The sequence below is a fragment of the Myxococcus sp. XM-1-1-1 genome, assembly GCF_020037095.1.
Classification (GTDB): domain Bacteria; phylum Myxococcota; class Myxococcia; order Myxococcales; family Myxococcaceae; genus Myxococcus; species Myxococcus fulvus.
Genome location: NZ_JAIQDH010000007.1, coordinates 255,860 through 276,621 on the forward strand (window position 1 = coordinate 255,860; position 20,762 = coordinate 276,621).

The 20,762-nt window shown below is 71.0% G+C and carries 3 protein-coding genes; 2 read left to right on the forward strand and 1 reads right to left on the reverse strand.

All coding sequences use genetic code 11. From position 1 onward, the window contains the following. The first annotated feature begins 1 nt into the window (after position 1). Positions 2–1,306: an ABC transporter permease gene (locus tag K8640_RS16725; protein ID WP_223747919.1), complete on the forward strand. Its 1,305-nt coding sequence runs from the start codon at positions 2–4 to the stop codon at positions 1,304–1,306. After that, positions 1,306–2,124, forward strand: coding sequence for an outer membrane lipoprotein-sorting protein (locus K8640_RS16730; RefSeq protein WP_223747920.1), 819 nt, complete (start codon positions 1,306–1,308; stop codon positions 2,122–2,124). The genes K8640_RS16725 and K8640_RS16730 overlap by 1 nt, the downstream gene beginning before the upstream one ends. A gap of 13 nt (positions 2,125–2,137) precedes the next feature. On the opposite strand, the gene K8640_RS16735 is transcribed toward K8640_RS16730, so the two are convergent. Next, positions 2,138–20,689: a non-ribosomal peptide synthetase gene (locus tag K8640_RS16735; protein WP_223747921.1), complete on the reverse strand. Its 18,552-nt coding sequence runs from the start codon at positions 20,687–20,689 to the stop codon at positions 2,138–2,140. Positions 20,690–20,762 lie beyond the last annotated feature (73 nt).

Here is a 20,762-nt window from a genome sequence, read left to right on the forward strand (position 1 = left end):
GATGCTCTCCCTTCTGCATCTGGCGCTGCGAAACCTCTTCGCCCACCGGGAGCGGGTGCTCCTGCTGCTGGGCATCACCGCCGCGGCCAGCGGCGTCATCGTCGCCGTGTCGTCGCTGGCGGCCGGGGTGGCCACGGCCCAGCGCGAGGCCGTCACCACGTTCCTCACCGGCGACCTCAACGTGGGCGGCTTCTTCAAGGTCCACCCGGACTCGATTGCGCCGGTGGTGGGTGACGCCGGCAAGGTGCGCGGCGTGCTGGAGCCCCAGGTGCCGCAAGGCTGCTACCTGCGGGAGCGGGGCCGCAGCTTCGCGCTCGCGGGCGCGGGGCGCCGCCGCACGGGCTCCTTCCTGGTGGGCATGGACGTCGCGAGCGAGAAGGACTCCCTGGCCCGCTTCCGCGTGGCGTCCGGCCGGCTGGAGGACCTCGCGCGGCCGCGCACCCTGGCCGTTTCCACCACGCTGGCCGAGCGGCTCCAGGTGAAGACGGGAGATCTGGCCACGCTCTTCGCGCAGCCGGTGGGCGGAGGCCGTCGCAACGCGCTGGACGTGGAGGTGGTGGCCATCACCGAGAAGGCGGGCCTGCTGGGTGAGTCCGCCGGCCTGCTCGTCTCCAACGAGACGCTGCGGGAGCTGGACGGCTTCAAGCCGGGCTCGGCGGGTGTGCTCCAGGTGGTGTGCGGTGACACGCCGGTGGACGTGGACGCGCTGGGCACGTCGCTGCGCGACTCCCTGCGCGGCGCGGGCTTCGACGTGCTGCCCGCCGCGAACCAGTCCTACGCGGAGAAGCAGATGCTGCTTTTGCGCGAGGGCTGGCGGGGCCAGAAGCTGGACGTCAGCACGTGGGAGGACGAGTCCTCGTTCATGTCCTTCGTCACGCTGGGCCTCACGGCGCTGGCGGTGCTGGTGAGCCTGGTGGTGCTGGTGCTGGTGGTGATTGGCCTCTTCGTCGCGCTCAGCGTCGCGGTGCGGGAGCGCACGCGGGAGATTGGCACCCTGCGCGCCATGGGCATGCAGCGCCGGAGCGTGGTGGCCCTCTTCATGACGGAGGGGCTGCTCCTGGGCTTCGTGGGCTCCGCGCTGGGGGTGGTGGTGTCCTCGGTGCTGTGCGTGACCTTGCGCGGCGCGGTGCCCTTGCACGAAGAGATCGCCAACCTGTTCTTCAGTGGCACCTTGCCCCTGACGCCCAACGTGGGGCTGTGCGTCCTCGCCGTGGTGCTCGTCACCGTGGGCGCGGGGGTCGCCACCTTCATTCCGGCGGCGCGTGCCGCCTCGCTGACACCTCGGTCCGCCATGGAGTCCCTGTGATGCAGACATCCATCCGCCGTCTCGCCGTGATGTTCGCCCTGTCGCTCGCGCCCCTGGCCCCGGCGGCGCAGAAGGAAGAGAGGCCCGCCGAGTCGAAGGCCGCGGAGTCGAAGGCCGCAGTGTCCGCCGAGGAGGTGATCCGGCGGGTGGATGCGCGCATGGCGCTCAAGAGCGACTTCAAGAGCACGGTGCGCCTGCGCGAGAAGCGCAAGGACGGCACCGAGGCGCTGCTGGAGATGCTGGTGTTCCGCCGGGACTCGTCGAAGGACCTGCTCATCTACATCACCAAGCCGCGCAACATGGCGGGTGGCGGCTACCTGCGCATCGGCCGCAACCTGTGGGAGTACGACCCGTCCGTGGGGCACTGGCAGCGGACCACCTCGCGCGGCAACATCGTCAACACCATCTCCTGCGAGGAGGACTTCGACCGCTCGCACCTCTTGGAGACCTACGAGGTGCAGGACGAGGGTGAGGAGACGGCGGCGGGCACGAAGTTCCGCAAGCTGTTCCTCAAGGTGCGCCCGGGCATGGAGGCGTCCTTCCCGCAGCTGCGTGTCTGGGTGGACCCCGACTACAACATCGTCAAGCGCGTGGGCTACGCGCCCTCGGGCCGCGTGCTGCGCACCGACGTCATCCGCGGCTACCAGAAGATTCTGGACCCGGCCGCGGACAACCGGCCGGTGTACCTGATGCGCGAGGTGCTCGAGGTGGAGGAGGCCGAGGGCACGCAGCTCACCGTGCGCTACGACGAGGTGGAGCTGGCGCCGCTCAGCCCCAACATCTTCACCAAGACGTGGCTGGAGGGCCGCTTCCGCTAACGCGGCCCCCGCCTCACGCCTTGCCCAGCGCCGCGAGCAGCAGCGCGGCCAGGGTGTCGACCTCGGGCGGGTGGAGCACGGTGGCGTGCTCCCCCTCCATCTCCAGCACCTCCATGTGCTCGGCGGGCAGGTGGTGCGTCCAGCCCAGGCGCGCGTCACCCACCTGCTCACGCAGCGCGCGGCTGGTGATGAGCGTCGGGCGCACGCGCGTCAGGGGGATGGTCCACGCGCGGGCCTGCGGCGTGAGCACCTCACCCAGCACCCGCCAGATGCGCGCGAAGTCGCTGCCCCGGAAGTGCGGCGCGGCCGTTCCCCGCTCGCGGGCCCGCTTCGCCACGTGCTCCCACTGCTGCTCGCGGGAGAGCGAGGCCAGCTCCTGCTCCATCGCAGCGTCGCGCACGCCGAACTCGCTGGCGAGCACCAGCACGGCGTCCTCATCGGACGACGGCGCGACGGCGCGGATGGCCTCCCACGTGGCGGTGTCCATCAGGGCGAGCAGCTCCACCGTCTCGCCCTGGGCCTCCAGCAGCGCGGCCACGCCGAGCGCGGGATAGCCGCCGTACGAGAAGCCCGCGAGCCGGTAGGGCCCATGGGGCTGGATGGCGCGGATGTCGCGCGCGTACGCCTCCACGCGGGCCTCCAGCGTCGCGTGTCCGTGGCCCGTGGCCAACGTCTCCGGGGCCTGGATGCCATGGCAGCGGAAGTGCGGCTCCAGGCGGGGGACCAGGTCGCGGTAGTGGTGCACCTCGCCGTCGCCCGCGTGGAAGAGGAACAGCGGGGGCGTGTCCTCGGGGAGCCGGGGGCTCGACAGGCGCACCGCGCTGGTGCGGCGGGGGCCTTCTCGCAGCAGCGCGAGGATGGCCTCGGAGGACTCGCCCAGCGTGGGGCTCTGGAAGAGCGTGGCCAGGGGCAGCGGCAGGCCCAGCTCCTCCTCCAGCCGCGCGAGCAGTCGCATCGCCAGGATGGAGTCACCGCCCAGCGCGAAGAAGTCGTCGCCAGCCTGGACGCCCGGTCGGCCGAGCACCTCCGTCCACAGGCGCTGGAGCACCATCTCCAGCGTGGTGCGGAAGGGCGTCTCCAGCTTCGAGTCGGACGTGGGCGCGGACGCGGGTTCGGGCGCGACCACGGCGTCCGGGTCCGGCAGCGCCTTGCGGTCCACCTTGCCGTTGGCGTTGATGGGCAGCGCGTCCATCACCACGAACGTCGCCGGCACCATGTAGCCGGGGAGCTGTGAGGCGACGTGCTCGCGGAACGGCTCGGAGCGCGCGACGCCCGGAGCCTGCACGTAGGCGTACAGCGACGTCACGCCGGACGGGGACACGCGCGCGATGACGACGGCCTCCTGGACCAGCGGGTGGCGGCGCAGGCACGTCTCAATCTCCGACAGCTCGATGCGGAAGCCACGGACCTTCACCTGGTGGTCGGCGCGGCCGAGGAAGCGCAGGCGTCCGTCGGGCAGCAGCCGGGCCAGGTCGCCCGTGTGGTACATGCGCGCGCCGGGCGTGGCGGAGAACGGGTCCGGCAGGAAGCGCTCGGAGGTGAGGTGTGGCGCGCGCAGGTAGCCGCGTGAGAGCGCCGCTCCGCCGATGTACACGCGGCCCGGCAACCCGGGAGGCACCGGCTCCAGGTGTTCGTCCAGCAGGTAGAAGCACACGCGCGGCATGGGCCGGCCGATGGGGAACGTGGCGGCGGTGCCCAGTCCCTCCACCCCGGGGATGTCACAGGTGGCGGACGTAATCGTGCACTCGGTGGGGCCGTAGACGTTGACCCACGGCGCGTGTCCACCGCCCACGCGCACCCAGGCCTCGAAGGTCTCCTTCTTGAGGACATCGCCACCGGGGGCGAGCAGCTTGAGGCGCGCGGGCACACGCTGGCCCAGTGCCTCCATCTGACGAATCCACTCCTCGATGTACGTGGGAGGCAGGCTGATGATCGTGATGCCCGTCTCCTCCAGGTACGGTGTCATCGCGTGCGCGGGCACCAGGCCGCTGCGCATCACCACCGTGCCGCCCACGAGGAGCGGCGGGTACAGGTCCTCGGCGGCGGCGTCGAAGGTGAGCGGCGCGAAGTTGAGCATCCGGTCCCCCTCCACCAGCCCGAAGCGCTTCGCGATGCCCACGTTGTGGTTCACCACCGAGCGGTGCTCCACCATCACGCCCTTGGGCTCGCCCGTGGAGCCGGAGGTGAAGACGATGTACGCCGTCTGCGCGTCAAGGACGCGGCGCGGCCCGGGCTCCAAATCGTCCGAGACGGACGCGGGCATGGGCGGCACCTCCACGTCCTCGACGAGTGACAGGTGCGGCTCCAGCACGTTCGCGTCCACCCACAGCCTGTGCACCTCGGCGCGCACGAGCACGTCGCGCTTGCGTGGCTCGGGCCAGTCCGCGTCCAGCGGGACGTAGGCGCCGCCCGCCTTGAGGATGCCGAGCAAAACCGCCATGGCCTGGGTGGACGGCTCCATCACCACGCCCACCCGCTCCTCGGGCTTCAGCCCTCGCTCGAGCAGGCGCGAGGCCAGGAGGTTCGCGCGTGCGTTGAGCTCCGCGTAGCTCCAGGTGACGTCCCCATGCGCGACGGCGGCCGCGTGCGGCGTGCGACGCACCTGGGCCTCGAACAGCGTGTGGATGCACGTGTCCGGCGCGATGTCCTGCGCGGGGCCGGCCAGCGCGGCGAGCACCTCCCTGCGCTGGGTGGGAGACAGCATGGACAGCTGGGGCAGCGAGACCTCCGGCGCGCTCAGCGCGGAGGCGGCGAGCTGCTCGAAGGCGCGTGCGAAGCGCTCGCCGGTCTCGGGCGTGAAGAGGGCGCCATCCAGGGCGATGAAGCCGGACAGCGGGCCCGCGTCTCCGAGCGTGACGCTCACCACCACGTCATACGCGGGGATGACGCCGTCGACGTCCAGCTCCGTGACGGACAGTCCGTCCAGGCCGGGCAGCCCGGGGCGCTCCGCCTGGAGCAGCGCCTGCGCGAGTCGGGGCGCGGTGCGGTCTCCATCCGGCTGCACCGTGTCCGCGATGCGCTTGAACGGCACCTCCTGGTGCGTGGTGGCGTGGGCCACGACATCGCGCACGCGGCGCAACAGGCCGCGCAGGCTGGGAGCGCCGGACACCTCCGTGCACAGCGGCAGCACGTTGGCGAAGTAGCCCAGCAGCGACTCCACCTGGGGCGTGGAGCGGCCCGAGAAGGGCGTGGCGACGACGACGTGGGACTGGCCGCTGAGGCGGTGCAGCCACGCCTGCGTCAGTGCCAGCAGGACGCTGAAGGACGAGACGCCCTCGCTCCGGGCGAGCGCGCGGATGGTGTCCGAGTGCTCCGCCGAGAGCGACACCGTCACCGCGCGCATGTTGTCGTTGAGCGCGGGCGCGCGGCGCGGGAAGTCGAGCGGCAGGTCCAGCAGCGGCGGTGCATGCGCCAGCGCCTGCTTCCACGACGCGAGGCCCTCCTCGAGCCTGCGCAGCTGCTCGGGCTGTCGCTGCCAGACGGCGTAGTCGGTGTACTGGAGCGCCAGCGGGGGCAGCCGCGCGGGGCGACCCTCCACCGCCGAGTTCCAGGCCGTCGCCAGCTCCTCCGCGAAGGTGGCCAGACCCACGCCGTCGTTCACGGTGTGGCTGAAGGCCAGGACGAGCGCATGGCGTGAGCCGCGCTCATCCAGCTTCAACAACTCGAAGCGATACAGCGGGCCCTGCGCGAGGTCGAAGTGCTCCCGGTCCAGTCGCACCACGGCGTCGCGGGCGACCTCGAGCGCGTGCGTCGCGGACAGGCGGGACAGGTCCACGCGCGTGAGGACCGAGGCGCGTGGAGGATGGACGCGGACACGGAGCGCCTCACCCTGCTGGAAGAACGTGGTGCGCAGCGTCTCGTTGCGCTCGACCACGGCGGCCAGGGCCTCCTCCAACCGGTCCGCGTCCAGCGCGCCTTCGAGCAGCAGGCCGAGCGTGAGGACATACGGCGGCGCCTGGGGAAGCTGCAGCGCGTACCAGAGCCGCTCCTGGACCAGGGACGGTGGCAGCACCTCCGGTCGGGCGACGACGGTGGGGACCTCGAGCACCGCGCGAGGCGCCGCGTCGATGAACGCCGCCACCGAGGCGATGGTGGGGTTCGCGAAGAACACCGCCAGGGGCAGCTCGACGCCGAAGGCCTGACGCAGCCGCGCCACGAGCCGGGTGGCCGAGAGGGAGTGGCCGCCGTGCTCGAAGAAGTTCGCCTGGCGGGAGAGCTGCGCCAGTCCCAGCGCGGCCTGGAACAGGGTGGCCACCCGCTCTTCCGTGGTGCCGCGGGGCGCGTCGTCACCGAGCGAGGGCAGCTCCTGTCGAGGCAGCTCCTGGAGCTCCAACGCCTTGCGGTCCACCTTGCGCGACGACGTGAGCGGCAGCGCGTCGAGGAGCACGAAGGCCGAGGGGACCAGGTGCTCGGGGAGGCGCTGACGCAGCCACGCGCGCACCGTGTCGACGACGAGGGACTCCGGATGCGTGGGGACCAGGAACGCCACCAGCCGCGTGGCTCCGTCCACGTCCTCGCGAGGCACCACGGCGACTTCGCGCACGTCCTCGTGGCGGGTGAGCACGGCCTCGATTTCACCGGGCTCCACGCGGATGCCACGCACCTTGAGCTGCGTGTCCAGGCGACCCAGGTACTCGAGCTGCCCGTCCGCGAGCCAGCGCACCCGGTCTCCGGTGCGGTAGAGCCGCTCGCCCGGCGTGGTCGCCAGGGGATGCGGGATGAAGCGCTCCGCCGTCAGCTCCGGGTGCTCCAGATAGCCCCGTGCGAGGCCGGTGCCGCCGACGTACAGCTCACCGGGCACGCCGATGGGACTCGGCTCCAGGCGCTCATCGAGTACGTAGAGGCGGGTGTTGGGCCAGGGCGTTCCCACCGTGACGCGGGCCACTTCAGTGGCCCCGCCGCCCGACGGGCGTCCGAGTCCCGGGAAGGGCGTGACGGTGGCGGCCACCGTGACCTCGGTGGGGCCGTAGGAGTTGAGCAGCGCGCGGCCCGGGGCCCAGCGTCGGACCAGCTCGGCCGAAAGGGGCTCGCCGCCGGAGACGATCACCTGGAGCGACTCCAGTCCCTCGGGCTCGAGCAGGGTGAGGACCGTCGGCGTGAGCGCGCAGTCGGTGATGCGCTGCTCGCGAAGCAGCGTGCGCAGCGGCAGGTCGGGCAGCAGCCGCTCCTTGGGCGCCATCACCAGCGTGGCGCCGGAGAGCAGCGTGGAGAAGATCTCCCAGACCGAGCCATCGAAGGTCGCCGAGGCGAACTGGAGGACCCGCCGGCCCGGCTGGAGCCCGTGCGCCTCCAGCGCCGCGAGGGCCGTGTTGCACAGGCCCTGGTGCGTCAGCAGCACGCCCTTGGGCTGGCCCGTGGAGCCCGAGGTGAAGATGACGTACGCGAGCTGCGCGCCTTGCGCGGACTCGGGCAGCTCCTCCACCGGCTTGCGTGAAATCTCCGCGGCGTCGGTGTCGACGTACGCGGACATGATGGCGACGGACGAGAACAGGTCTCCCAGGCCCTCCCGCGTCACGAGGACCCGCGCGCCGGCGTCGATGAGGAGCTGGGCGAGTCGCTCCGGAGGATGCGCGGGGTCCAGCGGCACGTAGGCCCCGCCGGCCTTCAGCACGGCGAGCATGGACACGATGAGCTCGGGGCCGCGCTCCAGGCAGAGGGCGACGCGCTCCTCGGGCCCCGCGCCGAGCTCCCGCAGGAAGTGCGCGAGCTGATTGGCGCGCGTGTGCAACTCCCGGTAGGTGAGCGTCTGTCCCTCGAAGGCCAGGGCCTCCGCGTCGGGCGTGCGAGCGACCTGCGCGGCGAAGCGGGAGACGACGGTGTCGTGGGCGTCGCGTGCGCGTGCGGAGGCGTTGAAGTCGACGAGCACCTGTCGATGTTCCGCCTCCGTGAGCAGGGACAGCCGGCGCACGGGCGTCGTGGGCGCGAGCAGCGCGGATTCGAGCAGGCGCACGTAGTGCGAGACCATCCGCTCCGCGCTCGCGGACTCGAACAGCGCGGTGGGGTACTCGAGGTAGAAGCCGAACTGGTCTCCCTCCTCCTCGGCGGTGAGCATCACGTCATAGAGGCTGGCGGCCGAGCCGAGCTGCACCGGGCGCGCCTCCAGGCCGGGGAACCCATCCGACAGCGTCCGCGGGCTGGGGCTCAGCTCGAACATCGCCTGCACGAGCGGCGCGTGGGAGAGGCTGCGCTCCACCTGGAGTGCCTCGACCACCCGCTCGAAGGGGACCTCCTGATGCGCGAACGCCTCCAGCGCCGTGGTCCGTGCCTGACCCAGGAGTGAAGCGAAGGAGGCCTCGGGGTCGACCTGCGTGCGCAGCGCGACGGTGTTGATGAACAGGCCGACCAGGGGCTCCAGGGACGGATGGACCCGCCCCGACACCGGCGTGCCGATGCTCAGGTCCGACTGTCCCGTGTAGCGATGGAGCAGCGCGGTGAAGGCCGCGTACAGCGCGATGAAGGGCGTGACCTGGTGTTCGCGGCACAGCTCCCGCAGCGCTTCGACCAGGTGCACCGGCAGCGGGTGGTGCCGTGTGAAGGCGCCCGCGTGTCCGCGCCCCGGATGCCGGGGGACGTCCGTGGGCAGCTCCAGCACGGTGGGCGCGCCGTCCAGCTTGCGCCGCCAGTACTCGAGGTGGGCATCCTGTCGAGCGAGTACGGCCGGCGTGCGCTGCCAGGCGGCGACGTCCGCGAAGTCGAGCGTCAGGGGCGGCGCCGTCGGCGCGCGGTTCTCGCGGCAGGCCGCATACGCTTCCGCCAGCTCGCGCAGGAGGAGGTCCATCGACAGGCCGTCCACCACGATGTGGTGGAACACGAGCAGCAGGACATGGTGCTCGGGCGCGAGGAGGAACAGGTGGAAGCGGTAGAGCGGCCCCGTGTCCAGGCGGAAGGGACGCTCAGACTCCTCCGTCAGCCGCCGCATCAGGACGTCGCGAATCGCGGCCTCGGCTGACAGGTCCTCGCGGTCGAGCACGCGCATCGGCACGGGCTCGAGCCCCAGCCGCGGGCCCCCTTCGGCGGGCGTGAAGATGGCGCGCAGCGCGGTGTGTCGCTCCAGCAGGAACAACAACGCGGACTCCAGCGCCTCGACGTCCAACGGTCCGCGCAGCTCCGTGGCCTCCGGAATGGCGAGCGACGCGGAGTCAGGCTGGAGCTGCTGGAGGAACCACATGCGCTCCTGCGAGAACGACGGCACGGTGGGCGCGTCACCGGGCCGGGGCACGGGCTCGGGGAGCGGGAGGGCCTGTCCCGGCGCCAGCTCAGTCAGGGCTCGCGCGATGCCCGCCACCGTGGGCGCGAGGAAGAGGGTCTTGAGAGGCAGCTCCTGCCCCAGCGCCCGGCGGATGCGCGACACCAGCCGCGTGGCGCTCAGCGAGTGGCCACCCAGCGCGAAGAAGTCCGCGTCGCGGGAGACGCTCTCCAGTCCGAGGACCTGGCGGAAGAAGCTCGCGAGCAGCTGCTCCAGCGGTCCGCGCGGCGGCGCATCGCCAGCGCCTCGCGTGACCTCCGGCTCCGGCAGGGGGAGCGAAGTGAGGGCTCGGCGGTCCGTCTTCCCGGAGGGCGTGAGCGGCAGCGCGTCGAGCACGACGACGGCCGAGGGGACCATGGCCTCGGGGAGCACGGGCTTGAGCGCCGCGCGTGACGCCTCGGCCTCCTCCGCGCGCCCCTCTCGCGGGACGACGTAGGCGATGAGGCGCGTATCACTCCGTGGGCTCGTTCGAGCCACGACGACCGCGTCGCGCACGGCGGGCAGTCGCCTCAGCGCGACCTCAATCTCCTCCAGCTCGATGCGCTGTCCGCGCACCTTCACCTGGAAGTCGGTGCGGCCCAGGTACTCCAGCGTGCCGTCGCCACGCCAGCGTGCGAGGTCTCCGGTGCGGTAGAGGCTCGCGCCGGGCGTGTCGCTGAAGGCGTCCGGGAGGAAGCGCTCGGCGGTGAGCTCGGGGCGACGCCAGTACCCGCGCCCGACCTGGAGGCCGCCGATGAAGAGCTCCCCCTGCACGCCCACCGGGACGGGGTGCCCCGCGGTGTCGAGGACGAGCAGGTGCGTGTTCGCCACCGGGCGACCGATGGGCACACTCGTGCGCGGGTCGCCCCGAGGGCAGCGCCAGTGGGTCACGTCCACCGCGGCCTCGGTGGGGCCATAGAGGTTGTGGAGCTCCGTCGTGGGCAGCCGCTCGTGGGCTCGCTGGACGAGGTCGGCGGAGAGCGCCTCGCCGCTGCACACGAGCGCGCGCAGGTCCGCGAAGGACTCCTGCCAGGGCTCCTCGAGGAAGGCCGCGAGCATGGAGGGGACGAAGTGGGTGACGGTGATGTGCTCGTCGGCCAGGACTCGCGCGAGGTAGGCGGGCTCGCGGTGCCCGCCCGGCCGTGCCAGCACCAACCGCGCGCCCACGGTGAGCGGCCAGAACAGCTCCCACACCGAGACGTCGAAGCTGGTCGGCGTCTTCTGGAGCACGCTGTCACCCGCGACCAGCGGGTGGACCTGGCGCATCCACGTCAGTCGATTGACGACCGCGCGGTGCGCGTTCATCGCGCCCTTGGGGCGCCCCGTGCTCCCGGAGGTGAAGATGACGTACGCGAGCGAGTCGGGGTGCGGCCTGCCCGAGACGCGGGTGCTCGGCAGGCTCGCGAGCCGCGTGGCCTCCGCGTCGAGGAGGACCGTGTGGCCCGGGTGCGAAGGCAGGTGGCTCGCGAGCTCCTGGCGCGTGAGGACGACGGCGGCCCCTGCGTCCTCGAGCATCCCGGCCAGTCGCTCGCGAGGCAGCTCCGGGTCCAGCGGCAGGTAGGCCGCGCCGGCCTTGAGGATGCCCACCAGCGCGATGACGAGCTCCAGGGAGCGCTCCAGGAACACGCCCACGAGGACCTCGGGCCCCGCCCCGAGGGACTGGAGATGCCGTGCGAGCTGATTGGCCCGGGCCTCCAACTCTCCGTAGGTGAGGTGGTGTCCCTCGAAGGTGAGCGCACGGAGCCCGGGCGTGCGCTCCGCCTGGGCCTCGATGAGCGAGACGAGCGTCGTGTCCGCGTCGTACTCCCGCCCGGTGTCGTTGAAGTCGCGGAGCACCTGGCGGCGCGCGTCGACATCGAGGAGGGACAGGTGCGCGACCTGCCGACTCGGGGTGCGCAGTGCGTCCTCGAGCAGGTGGACGTAGTGGGACAGCAGGCGCTCGATGGTGGGCGCCTCGAAGAGGTCGGTGCTGTACTGGAAGGACAGCTCGTGGCCCTGGGGATTCTCGGTGACGGTGAGGGCCAGCTCGGTCTGGGTGTTCAGGCCGTCGACGACGAGGGGCCGGGCCTGGAGGCCGGGGAAGGTCCCGGCGAGCGTGTTCTCCGCGCGCTCCCAGAAGAGGCCCACCTGGAACAAGGGTGCGTGAGCGAGGCTGCGCTCGACCTGGAGGGCCTCGACGACCCGCTCGAAGGGGGCATCCTGATGCGTGAAGGCCTCGAGCGCCGTGGTCCGTGTGCTCGCGAGCAGCTCGGCGAAGGTGGTCCCCGGGTCGAAGCGGGTGCGGAGGACGACCGTGTTGGTGAAGAGGCCGACGATGGACTCCATCGCGGGGTGCGGACGTCCGGAGACGGGCGTGCCCACGGACACGTCGTCCTGCCCGGAGTGTCGATGCAGCAGCGCCGCGAGCGCCGCGCTCAGCACCATGAAGGGTGTGACGTGGTGTTCCCGGCAGATCTGGGTGAGTGCCTGTTCCAGCGCGGGAGACAGTCGATGGAAGCGGCTCAGCGCGCCCGCGTCACCGAGGACGGAGGGACGCGGCTTGTCAGTGGGCAGGGCGAGGAACGCGGGAGCGCCGGCGAGCTGGCGCTTCCAGTACTCGACGTGGTGGTCCTCACGGGCCCGGACGGGAGCGGAGCGTTGCCACGCGGCGACGTCGGCGTAGGTGAGCGAAGGCGTCGGCAGGGAGGGCGTCTGGTGCTGGCTCAGGGACGCGTAGGCCAGGGACAGCTCGCTCAACAGCAGGTCGATGCTCAGGCCATCGACCACCACGTGGTGCAGCACGAGCAGGAGGACATGGTGCTCGGGGGCGAGGCGGAACAGGTGGAAGCGGTAGAGCGGCCCCTGCTCCAGTGACAGGACGCGAGTGCTCTCCTCGCGCAGCCGGAGGTGCAGCGCGGGACTGTCAGCGTTGGTCGCGGAGAGCTCCTCGACGTGGAGCACCTCCACGGGAAGCGGGTTGTGTCGTGGAACCGGCCGCCCGTCCTCCGCGATGAAGGTCGTTCTCAGGACCGGGTGACGATCGAGCAGCAACCGCAGCGCGCCATCGAGCGCCGGGATGTCCAGTGCGCCGCGAAGCTCCACGGCCTCGGGGATGTTGTAGGCGCGCAGCTCGGGTTGGAGCTGGTGGAGGAACCAGAGGCGCTCCTGCGCGAAGGAGGGCTGAGGAGGCAGTGCGGAAGGCGCGGGAGAAGGGAGCGGGAGCGCGTCGTGGTGCAGGGAGAGGAGGAGAGCGAGTCCTGCGACGGAGGGGGAGGAGAAGAGGGCGGCGAGAGGAAGCTCGACGCCGAAGGCGAGGCGGATGCGGGAGACGAGGCGGGTGGCGGAGAGGGAGTGGCCGCCGAGGGAGAAGAAGTCCGCGTCGCGAGGGACGTGAGAGAGGGAGAGGACGTCGGCGAAGAGTTGGGCGAGGAGCGCCTCGGCCTGTCCACGAGGAGAAGCGTCGGAGGAGGGGACTTCCGCGGCGGAGATGTCGAAGGAGGAGAGGGCCGTCCTGTCGACCTTGCCGCTGGTGGTGAAGGGGAGAGAGGGGAGGGAGAGGAAGCGAGAGGGGACGAGGGCTTCAGGGAGAGAGGAAGCGAGTGCGTCCCGAAGCGCGGAGAGAGGAGGCGCACCGTCGTCGAGAACGAGGAAGGCGACGAGGAAGGTGTCGCGAGAGGGGCGGAAGGGGAGGACGGCGGCCTGGCGGACGCCGGAGAGGCGAAGCAGAGCGGCTTCGATTTCTTCGACTTCGACGCGGACGCCGCGGAGTTTGAGCTGGAAGTCGGAGCGGCCGAGGAAGGAGAGGGAGCCGTCGTCATTCCAGCGGGCCCTGTCGCCGGTGTCGTAGAGGCGAGCGCCGGGAGAGGTGCTGAAGGAGTCAGGGATGAAGCGCTCTGCGGTGAGGTGGGGGAGTGAGTGGTAGCCGCGAGCCAGGCAGATGCCGCCGATGAAGAGGTTGCCGGGGACGCCTGGGGGGAGGGGCTGGAGGGAGTCGTCGAGGACGTAGAGGCGGCAGCGGGGAAGAGGGCTGCCGAGACGGACGGGCCGGTGAGGGAGGGAGATTTCAGCGGCGACGTTGATGCTGGCTTCAGTGGGCCCGTAGGTGTTGACGAGGCGGGTGGAAGTCAGCGCGAGGGATTGGACGAGAGAGTCTGGGAGGACTTCGCCGCCGGTGACGAGGACGGAGAGGGAGCGGAAGGCGTCGAGGGCACCGGGCTCCTCGAGGGCGGTGGCGAGGGAGGAGGGGGTGATGACGACATGGGAGACGGAGTGGCGGCGGATGTCGTTGGCGAGGCCAAGAGGGCCGACGTCGCGGAGGATGACGCGAGCGCCGCGGGAGAGGCTGAAGAGGATTTCCTCCTGGTGGATGTCGAAGGAGAGGCTGCCGGAGGCGGCCCAGGTGTGGCCCGTGGAGGTGGAGTAGAGGGCGTCGAAGGCGTCGAAGCAGTGGACGACATTCTGCTGGGTGGAGAGGACGCCCTTGGGAGTGCCGGTGGAGCCGGAGGTGTAGAGGACGTAGGCGAGGTTGTCGGGCAGGGCGCGCAGAGGCTCCGCCAGTGCTGCGTCAGCACGCTGCGCCGTAGCAGGCTCGACGAGCGAAATCCCAAGCTGCACATCCGCGAAGAGAGCAGGCGAAGAGACGACGAGGCATGCACGGGACTGCTGAAGCAGTTGTGCGCGCCGGGCTGGCGGGTGCGAAGGCTCCAGAGGGAGGCACGCTGCGCCGGAAAGATGGACGGCGAGGAGGGAGACGACAGCCTCGGACGAGCGCTCGACACAGACACCGACGACAGCTTCCGGACGCGCACCAAGAGCCGCGAGATGCGCGGCGAGACGCGAAGCGCGAGAGTGGAGCTGGGAGAAGGTGAGGGTGGCGTCGGGAGCGACGAGAGCAACGGCGTCAGGCGTCCTCGCGAAGGAGGCAAGCAGCAGGGACGCGACGGTGCCGTCGGAGTCGAAGGGACGGTGAGAATCGTTGAAGTCGAAGAGGACGCGCTGGCGCTCTTCGACGGAGAGCAGCGAGAGGCTGGAGAGGGGCGCCTGGGGCGAGGCGAGGACCTGTTCGAGGAGGATGACGAAGTGGGAGAGCATGCGCTCGACGGAGGCGTGCTCGAAGAGGTCGGTGCGGAACTGGAAGAAGAGCTGGAGGGAGGAGTCGGGCAGCTCGGTGGCGGTGAGGGCGAGGTCGAGCTGGCTGGCGCCATTGTCGACGAAGACGTGCTGAGAGGAGAGGCCGGAGAAGGAGAGGGGCGAGTCGACGCGGCGCAGGTCGAACATCACCTGGAAGAGGGGCGCGTGACTGAGGCTGCGCTCGACGTGGAGCGCGTCGACGACCCGCTCGAACGGCGCATCCTGGTGGCTGAAGGCGTCGAGCGAAGTGCTCCGGACCTGCGCCAGCAGCGAGGCGAAGGTCATCCCTGCTGGAAGCTGCGTGCGAAGGACCAGCGTGTTGAGGAAGAGGCCGACGATGTCCTCGGTGGCGGCGTGCGTGCGGCCGGAGACGGGAGTGCCGACGCACAGCTCGCGCTCACCCGAGTAACGGTGAAGCAGGGTGGCGAACACGGCATAGAGCGCCATGAACGGCGTCACCTGATGCTGTCGGCAGAGCGCCTCCAGCCGGAGGCGGACTTCACGAGGCAGGTCCTGGTGACGCGAGAAGGCGCCTCGATCCGTGAGGACCGGCGGACGCGGCTTGTCGGTGGGGAACGCGAGCAGCGCGGGGGCATCGGCGAGCTGCCGCTTCCAGTAGTCGAGGTGGACATCCTCACGCGCGCGAAACTCGGGGGTCCGCTGCCACGCGGAGATATCCGAGTAGGTGAGGGGCGGCGTGGGGAGCAGCGGCGCTCGTTGCCGGCTCAGCTCTGAGTACGACTGCGCCAACTCGCTCAGGAGCCGGTCCATGGACAGGCCATCCACGACGATGTGGTGGATGACTATCAGCAGGACATGGCGATCGACCGCGACCCTGAACAAACGGAAGCGATACAGGGGCCCCTTCTCCAGTGAGAACGGGCGCGAGCTCTCCTCCTCCAGACGTTGCTGGAGCAGTGCGCGCAGTGCCTCCTCGCCACGGACGCGAGGCCGGAGGTCCTCCACGTCGAGCAATTGCTCGGGGACGGGCTGGAACGCCAACCGAGGCATCCCCTCCGACGAACCGAAGACCGCGCGCAACGATGAGTGCCGCTCCGGCAGCAGTCGCAGCGCGGCCTCCAGGGCGGCTGTATCCAGGACTCCCGTCAGCTCGATCGCCTCCGGAATCACATACGCGGCGGAGTCAGGCAGGAGTTGATGGAGGAACCAGAGGCGCTCCTGCGCGAAGGAGGGCTGAGGAGGAAGAGAGGAGGGAGCAGGAGCGGGGAGCGGGAGCGCGTCGTGGTGCAGGGAGAGGAGGAGAGCGAGTCCTGCGACGGAGGGGGAGGAGAAGAGGGCGGCGAGAGGAAGCTCGACGCCGAAGGCGAGGCGGATGCGGGAGACGAGGCGGGTGGCGGAGAGGGAGTGGCCGCCGAGGGAGAAGAAGTCCGCGTCGCGAGGGACGTGAGAGAGGGAGAGGACGTCGGCGAAGAGTTGGGCGAGGAGCGCCTCGGCCTGTCCACGAGGAGAAGCGTCGGAGGAGGGGACTTCCGCGGCGGAGATGTCGAAGGAGGAGAGGGCCGTCCTGTCGACCTTGCCGCTGGTGGTGAAGGGGAGAGAGGGGAGGGAGAGGAAGCGAGAGGGGACGAGGGCTTCAGGGAGAGAGGAAGCGAGTGCGTCCCGAAGCGCGGAGAGAGGAGGCGCACCGTCGTCGAGAACGAGGAAGGCGACGAGGAAGGTGTCGCGAGAGGGGCGGAAGGGGAGGACGGCGGCCTGGCGGACGCCGGAGAGGCGAAGCAGAGCGGCTTCGATTTCTTCGACTTCGACGCGGACGCCGCGGAGTTTGAGCTGGAAGTCGGAGCGGCCGAGGAAGGAGAGGGAGCCGTCGTCATTCCAGCGGGCCCTGTCGCCGGTGTCGTAGAGGCGAGCGCCGGGAGAGGTGCTGAAGGAGTCAGGGATGAAGCGCTCTGCGGTGAGGTGGGGGAGTGAGTGGTAGCCGCGAGCCAGGCAGATGCCGCCGATGAAGAGGTTGCCGGGGACGCCTGGGGGGAGGGGCTGGAGGGAGTCGTCGAGGACGTAGAGGCGGCAGCGGGGAAGAGGGCTGCCGAGACGGACGGGCCGGTGAGGGAGGGAGATTTCAGCGGCGACGTTGATGCTGGCTTCAGTGGGCCCGTAGGTGTTGACGAGGCGGGTGGAAGTCAGCGCGAGGGATTGGACGAGAGAGTCTGGGAGGACTTCGCCGCCGGTGACGAGGACGGAGAGGGAGCGGAAGGCGTCGAGGGCACCGGGCTCCTCGAGGGCGGTGGCGAGGGAGGAGGGGGTGATGACGACATGGGAGACGGAGTGGCGGCGGATGTCGTTGGCGAGGCCAAGAGGGCCGACGTCGCGGAGGATGACGCGAGCGCCGCGGGAGAGGCTGAAGAGGATTTCCTCCTGGTGGATGTCGAAGGAGAGGCTGCCGGAGGCGGCCCAGGTGTGGCCCGTGGAGGTGGAGTAGAGGGCGTCGAAGGCGTCGAAGCAGTGGACGACATTCTGCTGGGTGGAGAGGACGCCCTTGGGAGTGCCGGTGGAGCCGGAGGTGTAGAGGACGTAGGCGAGGTTGTCGGGCAGGGCGCGCAGAGGCTCCGCCAGTGCTGCGTCAGCACGCTGCGCCGTAGCAGGCTCGACGAGCGAAATCCCAAGCTGCACATCCGCGAAGAGAGCAGGCGAAGAGACGACGAGGCATGCACGGGACTGCTGAAGCAGTTGTGCGCGCCGGGCTGGCGGGTGCGAAGGCTCCAGAGGGAGGCACGCTGCGCCGGAAAGATGGACGGCGAGGAGGGAGACGACAGCCTCGGACGAGCGCTCGACACAGACACCGACGACAGCTTCCGGACGCGCACCAAGAGCCGCGAGATGCGCGGCGAGACGCGAAGCGCGAGAGTGGAGCTGGGAGAAGGTGAGGGTGGCGTCGGGAGCGACGAGAGCAACGGCGTCAGGCGTCCTCGCGAAGGAGGCAAGCAGCAGGGACGCGACGGTGCCGTCGGAGTCGAAGGGACGGTGAGAATCGTTGAAGTCGAAGAGGACGCGCTGGCGCTCTTCGACGGAGAGCAGCGAGAGGCTGGAGAGGGGCGCCTGGGGCGAGGCGAGGACCTGTTCGAGGAGGATGACGAAGTGGGAGAGCATGCGCTCGACGGAGGCGTGCTCGAAGAGGTCGGTGCGGAACTGGAAGAAGAGCTGGAGGGAGGAGTCGGGCAGCTCGGTGGCGGTGAGGGCGAGGTCGAGCTGGCTGGCGCCATTGTCGACGAAGACGTGCTGAGAGGAGAGGCCGGAGAAGGAGAGGGGCGAGTCGACGCGGCGCAGGTCGAACATCACCTGGAAGAGGGGCGCGTGACTGAGGCTGCGCTCGACGTGGAGCGCATCGACGACCCGCTCGAACGGCGCATCCTGGTGACTGAAGGCCTCCAGCGCGGTCGCCCACACGTGCGCCAGCAACATGGAGAACGGCGCGGAAGGCAGCAGATGTGTCCGCAGGACGAGCGTGTTGATGAACAGCCCGACGATGTCCTCGGAGGCCGCGTGCGTGCGTCCGGAGACCGGCGTGCCGATGCACAGCTCGCGCTCGCCCGAGTAGCGCTGGAGCAGCGTGGCGAACACGGCGTAGAGCGCCATGAACGGCGTCACCTGGTGCTCTCGGCAGAGCGCCTCCAGCCGCAGCCGGACCTCGCGAGGCAACACGTGGCGACGCGAGTACGCGCCGCGGTCGGACAACACCGGCGGCCGAGGCTTGTCCGTGGGCAGCGCGAGCAGCGACGGCGCGTCGGCGAGCTGTCGCTTCCAGTAGTCGAGGTGGATGTCCTCGCGCGCGCGGACCTCGGGCGTGCGCTGCCAGGCGGACAGGTCCACGTAGTCCAGGGTGGCGGGCGCGGGAGGCGGGACGCGGCCTTCCTGGATCGCGGAGTACGTCGTCGCCAGCTCGTTGAGGAGGATGCCCATCGAGAGGCCATCCACCACCAGGTGATGCAGCACCAGCAGCAGCACCTGGTGCTCGGGGCCGCTCGTGAACAGGTGGAACCGATACAGCGGCCCCTCCTCCACCGAGAGCGGTCGCGAGGCCTCCTCGCGCAGCCTGCGCTGGAGCAACGCCTCCGCCGTCCCGCTCTCATTCGGCGGGCGTGACACGTCCTCCACCGTGAGCAGCGGCTCGCGGACCGGATGGACGCGCAGTCGCGGGCTCCCCTCCACGGGCGTGAAGGTGACGCGGAGCGCGGCGTGCCGCTCCACCAGTCGCCGCAGCGTGTCCTCCAGCGCGGCCCTGTTCAGCGTGCCCCGAAGCTCCAGCGCATCGACGACGAGGTACGCCGCCGAATCCGGCTGGAGCTGCTGGAGGAACCACAGCCGCTCCTGCGCCAGGGAGGTCATGGGCGCGACGTCCGCGGGGAGCGGCGTGGGGCCGGCGAGTGACGCCGAGAGCGACTCGGAGATGGGACCCAGCGCCCGGGCCAGACGAGCCACCGTCGCGTGCGAGAACAGCGCCGTCAGCGGCAGGTCCACACCCACCGCGTGCCGCACGCGCGCCAGCAGTCGCGTGGCGCTCAGCGAGTGCCCGCCCAACTCGAAGAAGTCGCTGTCCCGGCCCACCCGCTCCACGCCCAACACCTGCTGGAACAACCCCGCCAGCAGCACCTCCAGCTCTCCACGCGGCGCGCTGTCCGCGGACGCGCTCGCGGCGTCGACGCGGCCGAGCGACAACGAGCCCAGCGCCTTCCGGTCCACCTTCCCGGAGGACGTCAGCGGAAGCGCGGTGAGCGTCACGAGCGCGGAGGGCACCAGGTGCTCGGGGAGCTGCTGCTTCAACCACGGGCGCAGCACCGCGCTCACCCGGGTCTCATCCTGTCCCTCGGCGGGGACGAGGAAGGCCACCAGGGCCAGCTCGCCCTCCGCGACTTCGCGAGCCACCACCGCGACCTCGCGGACCTCCGGATGGCGCGCGAGGACGGCCTCCACCTCGCCCGGCTCCACGCGCATGCCGCGCAGCTTCACCTGCGAGTCGATGCGGCCCAGGTACTCGAGCTCGCCGTCCACCGTCCACCGCGCCAGGTCTCCCGTGCGGTAGAGCCGCTCACCCGGCGTCGAGCCGAACGGATGCGGCAGGAACCGCTCCGCCGTCAGGTCCGGTCGCCCCAGATAGCCACGGGCCACGCCCACGCCGCCGATGAACAGCTCTCCGGCGACGCCAGGAGGCAGCGGCTCCAGCGCCTCATCGAGCACGTACAGTCGCGTGTTGGGCCACGGCGTGCCCAGGGTGATGGCGCCCGGCACCACCGCGTACGGCGTGATCGCCGCGCAGACCGTGGCCTCCGTCGGTCCATACGCGTTGAGCAGCCGCCGGCCCTGGCCCCAGCGCTCGGCCACCGCGATGGGAAGGGCCTCGCCCGCGGAGATGACGGTGCGCAGGCCCTCCAGCCCGTCCGTCTCCAGCTGCGCCAGCACTGACGGCGTCAACGTCACCGCGGTGACGGCGCTCTCTCTCAAGAGAGTCCGCAGGGGCGCGTCCGGGAGCAGCCGCTGTCGGGGCGCGAGCACCAGCGTCGCACCCGCGAGCAGCGTGGCGAACACCTCGCACACGGACGCGTCGAAGCTCATCGACGCGAACTGGAGCACCCGGTCCTCGGACCGGAACCCATGCGCCCGCACTGCGGCCAGCGCCGTGTTGCGCAGCCCCGCGTGCGCCACCAGCACGCCCTTGGGCCGCCCCGTGGAGCCGGACGTGTAGATGACGTACGCCAGATGGTCCGCCGAGGCGACCGCCTCCAGCCGCTCCACGGAGTGCCGCGCGAACGGCGGCAGCAGGCCGTCCAGCTCCACGGTCAGCTCGCCGCGCAGCGGCAGCTCGTCCAGCATCTGCTGCCGCGCGAGCACCACGGGCGCGCCGCTGTCGGAGAGCACGAAGCCCTGCCGCTCCGCGGGATGCGCCGGGTCCAGCGGAACGAACGCGCCTCCCGCCTTGAGGATGCCCAGCATCCCCACCACCTGCTCCACCGAGCGCTCCGCGCACAGCGCGACGCGCGTCTCCGGCCCCACGCTCAGCGAGCGCAGATAGCGCGCGAGCTGGTTGGCGCGCTCGTCGAGCTGCCGGTACGTCAGCCGGGTGCCCTCGAAGTCGAGCGCCGTCGCGTCCGGCGCGCGGTCCACCTGCTGCTCGAAGCAGGCCACCACCGTGTCGCCGCCCTCCAGGTGCTGCTCGGAGGCATTGAAGGTGACGAGCACCTGGTGCCGCAGCGCCTCGGTGAGGACGGGACGTGGGGCCATCGCGCGCCCGGCCACGGGGGCGGCGTCGGGCGCGGCGGCGGAGTCGACAGGGGGAGCCTTCCGTCCGTGCGGA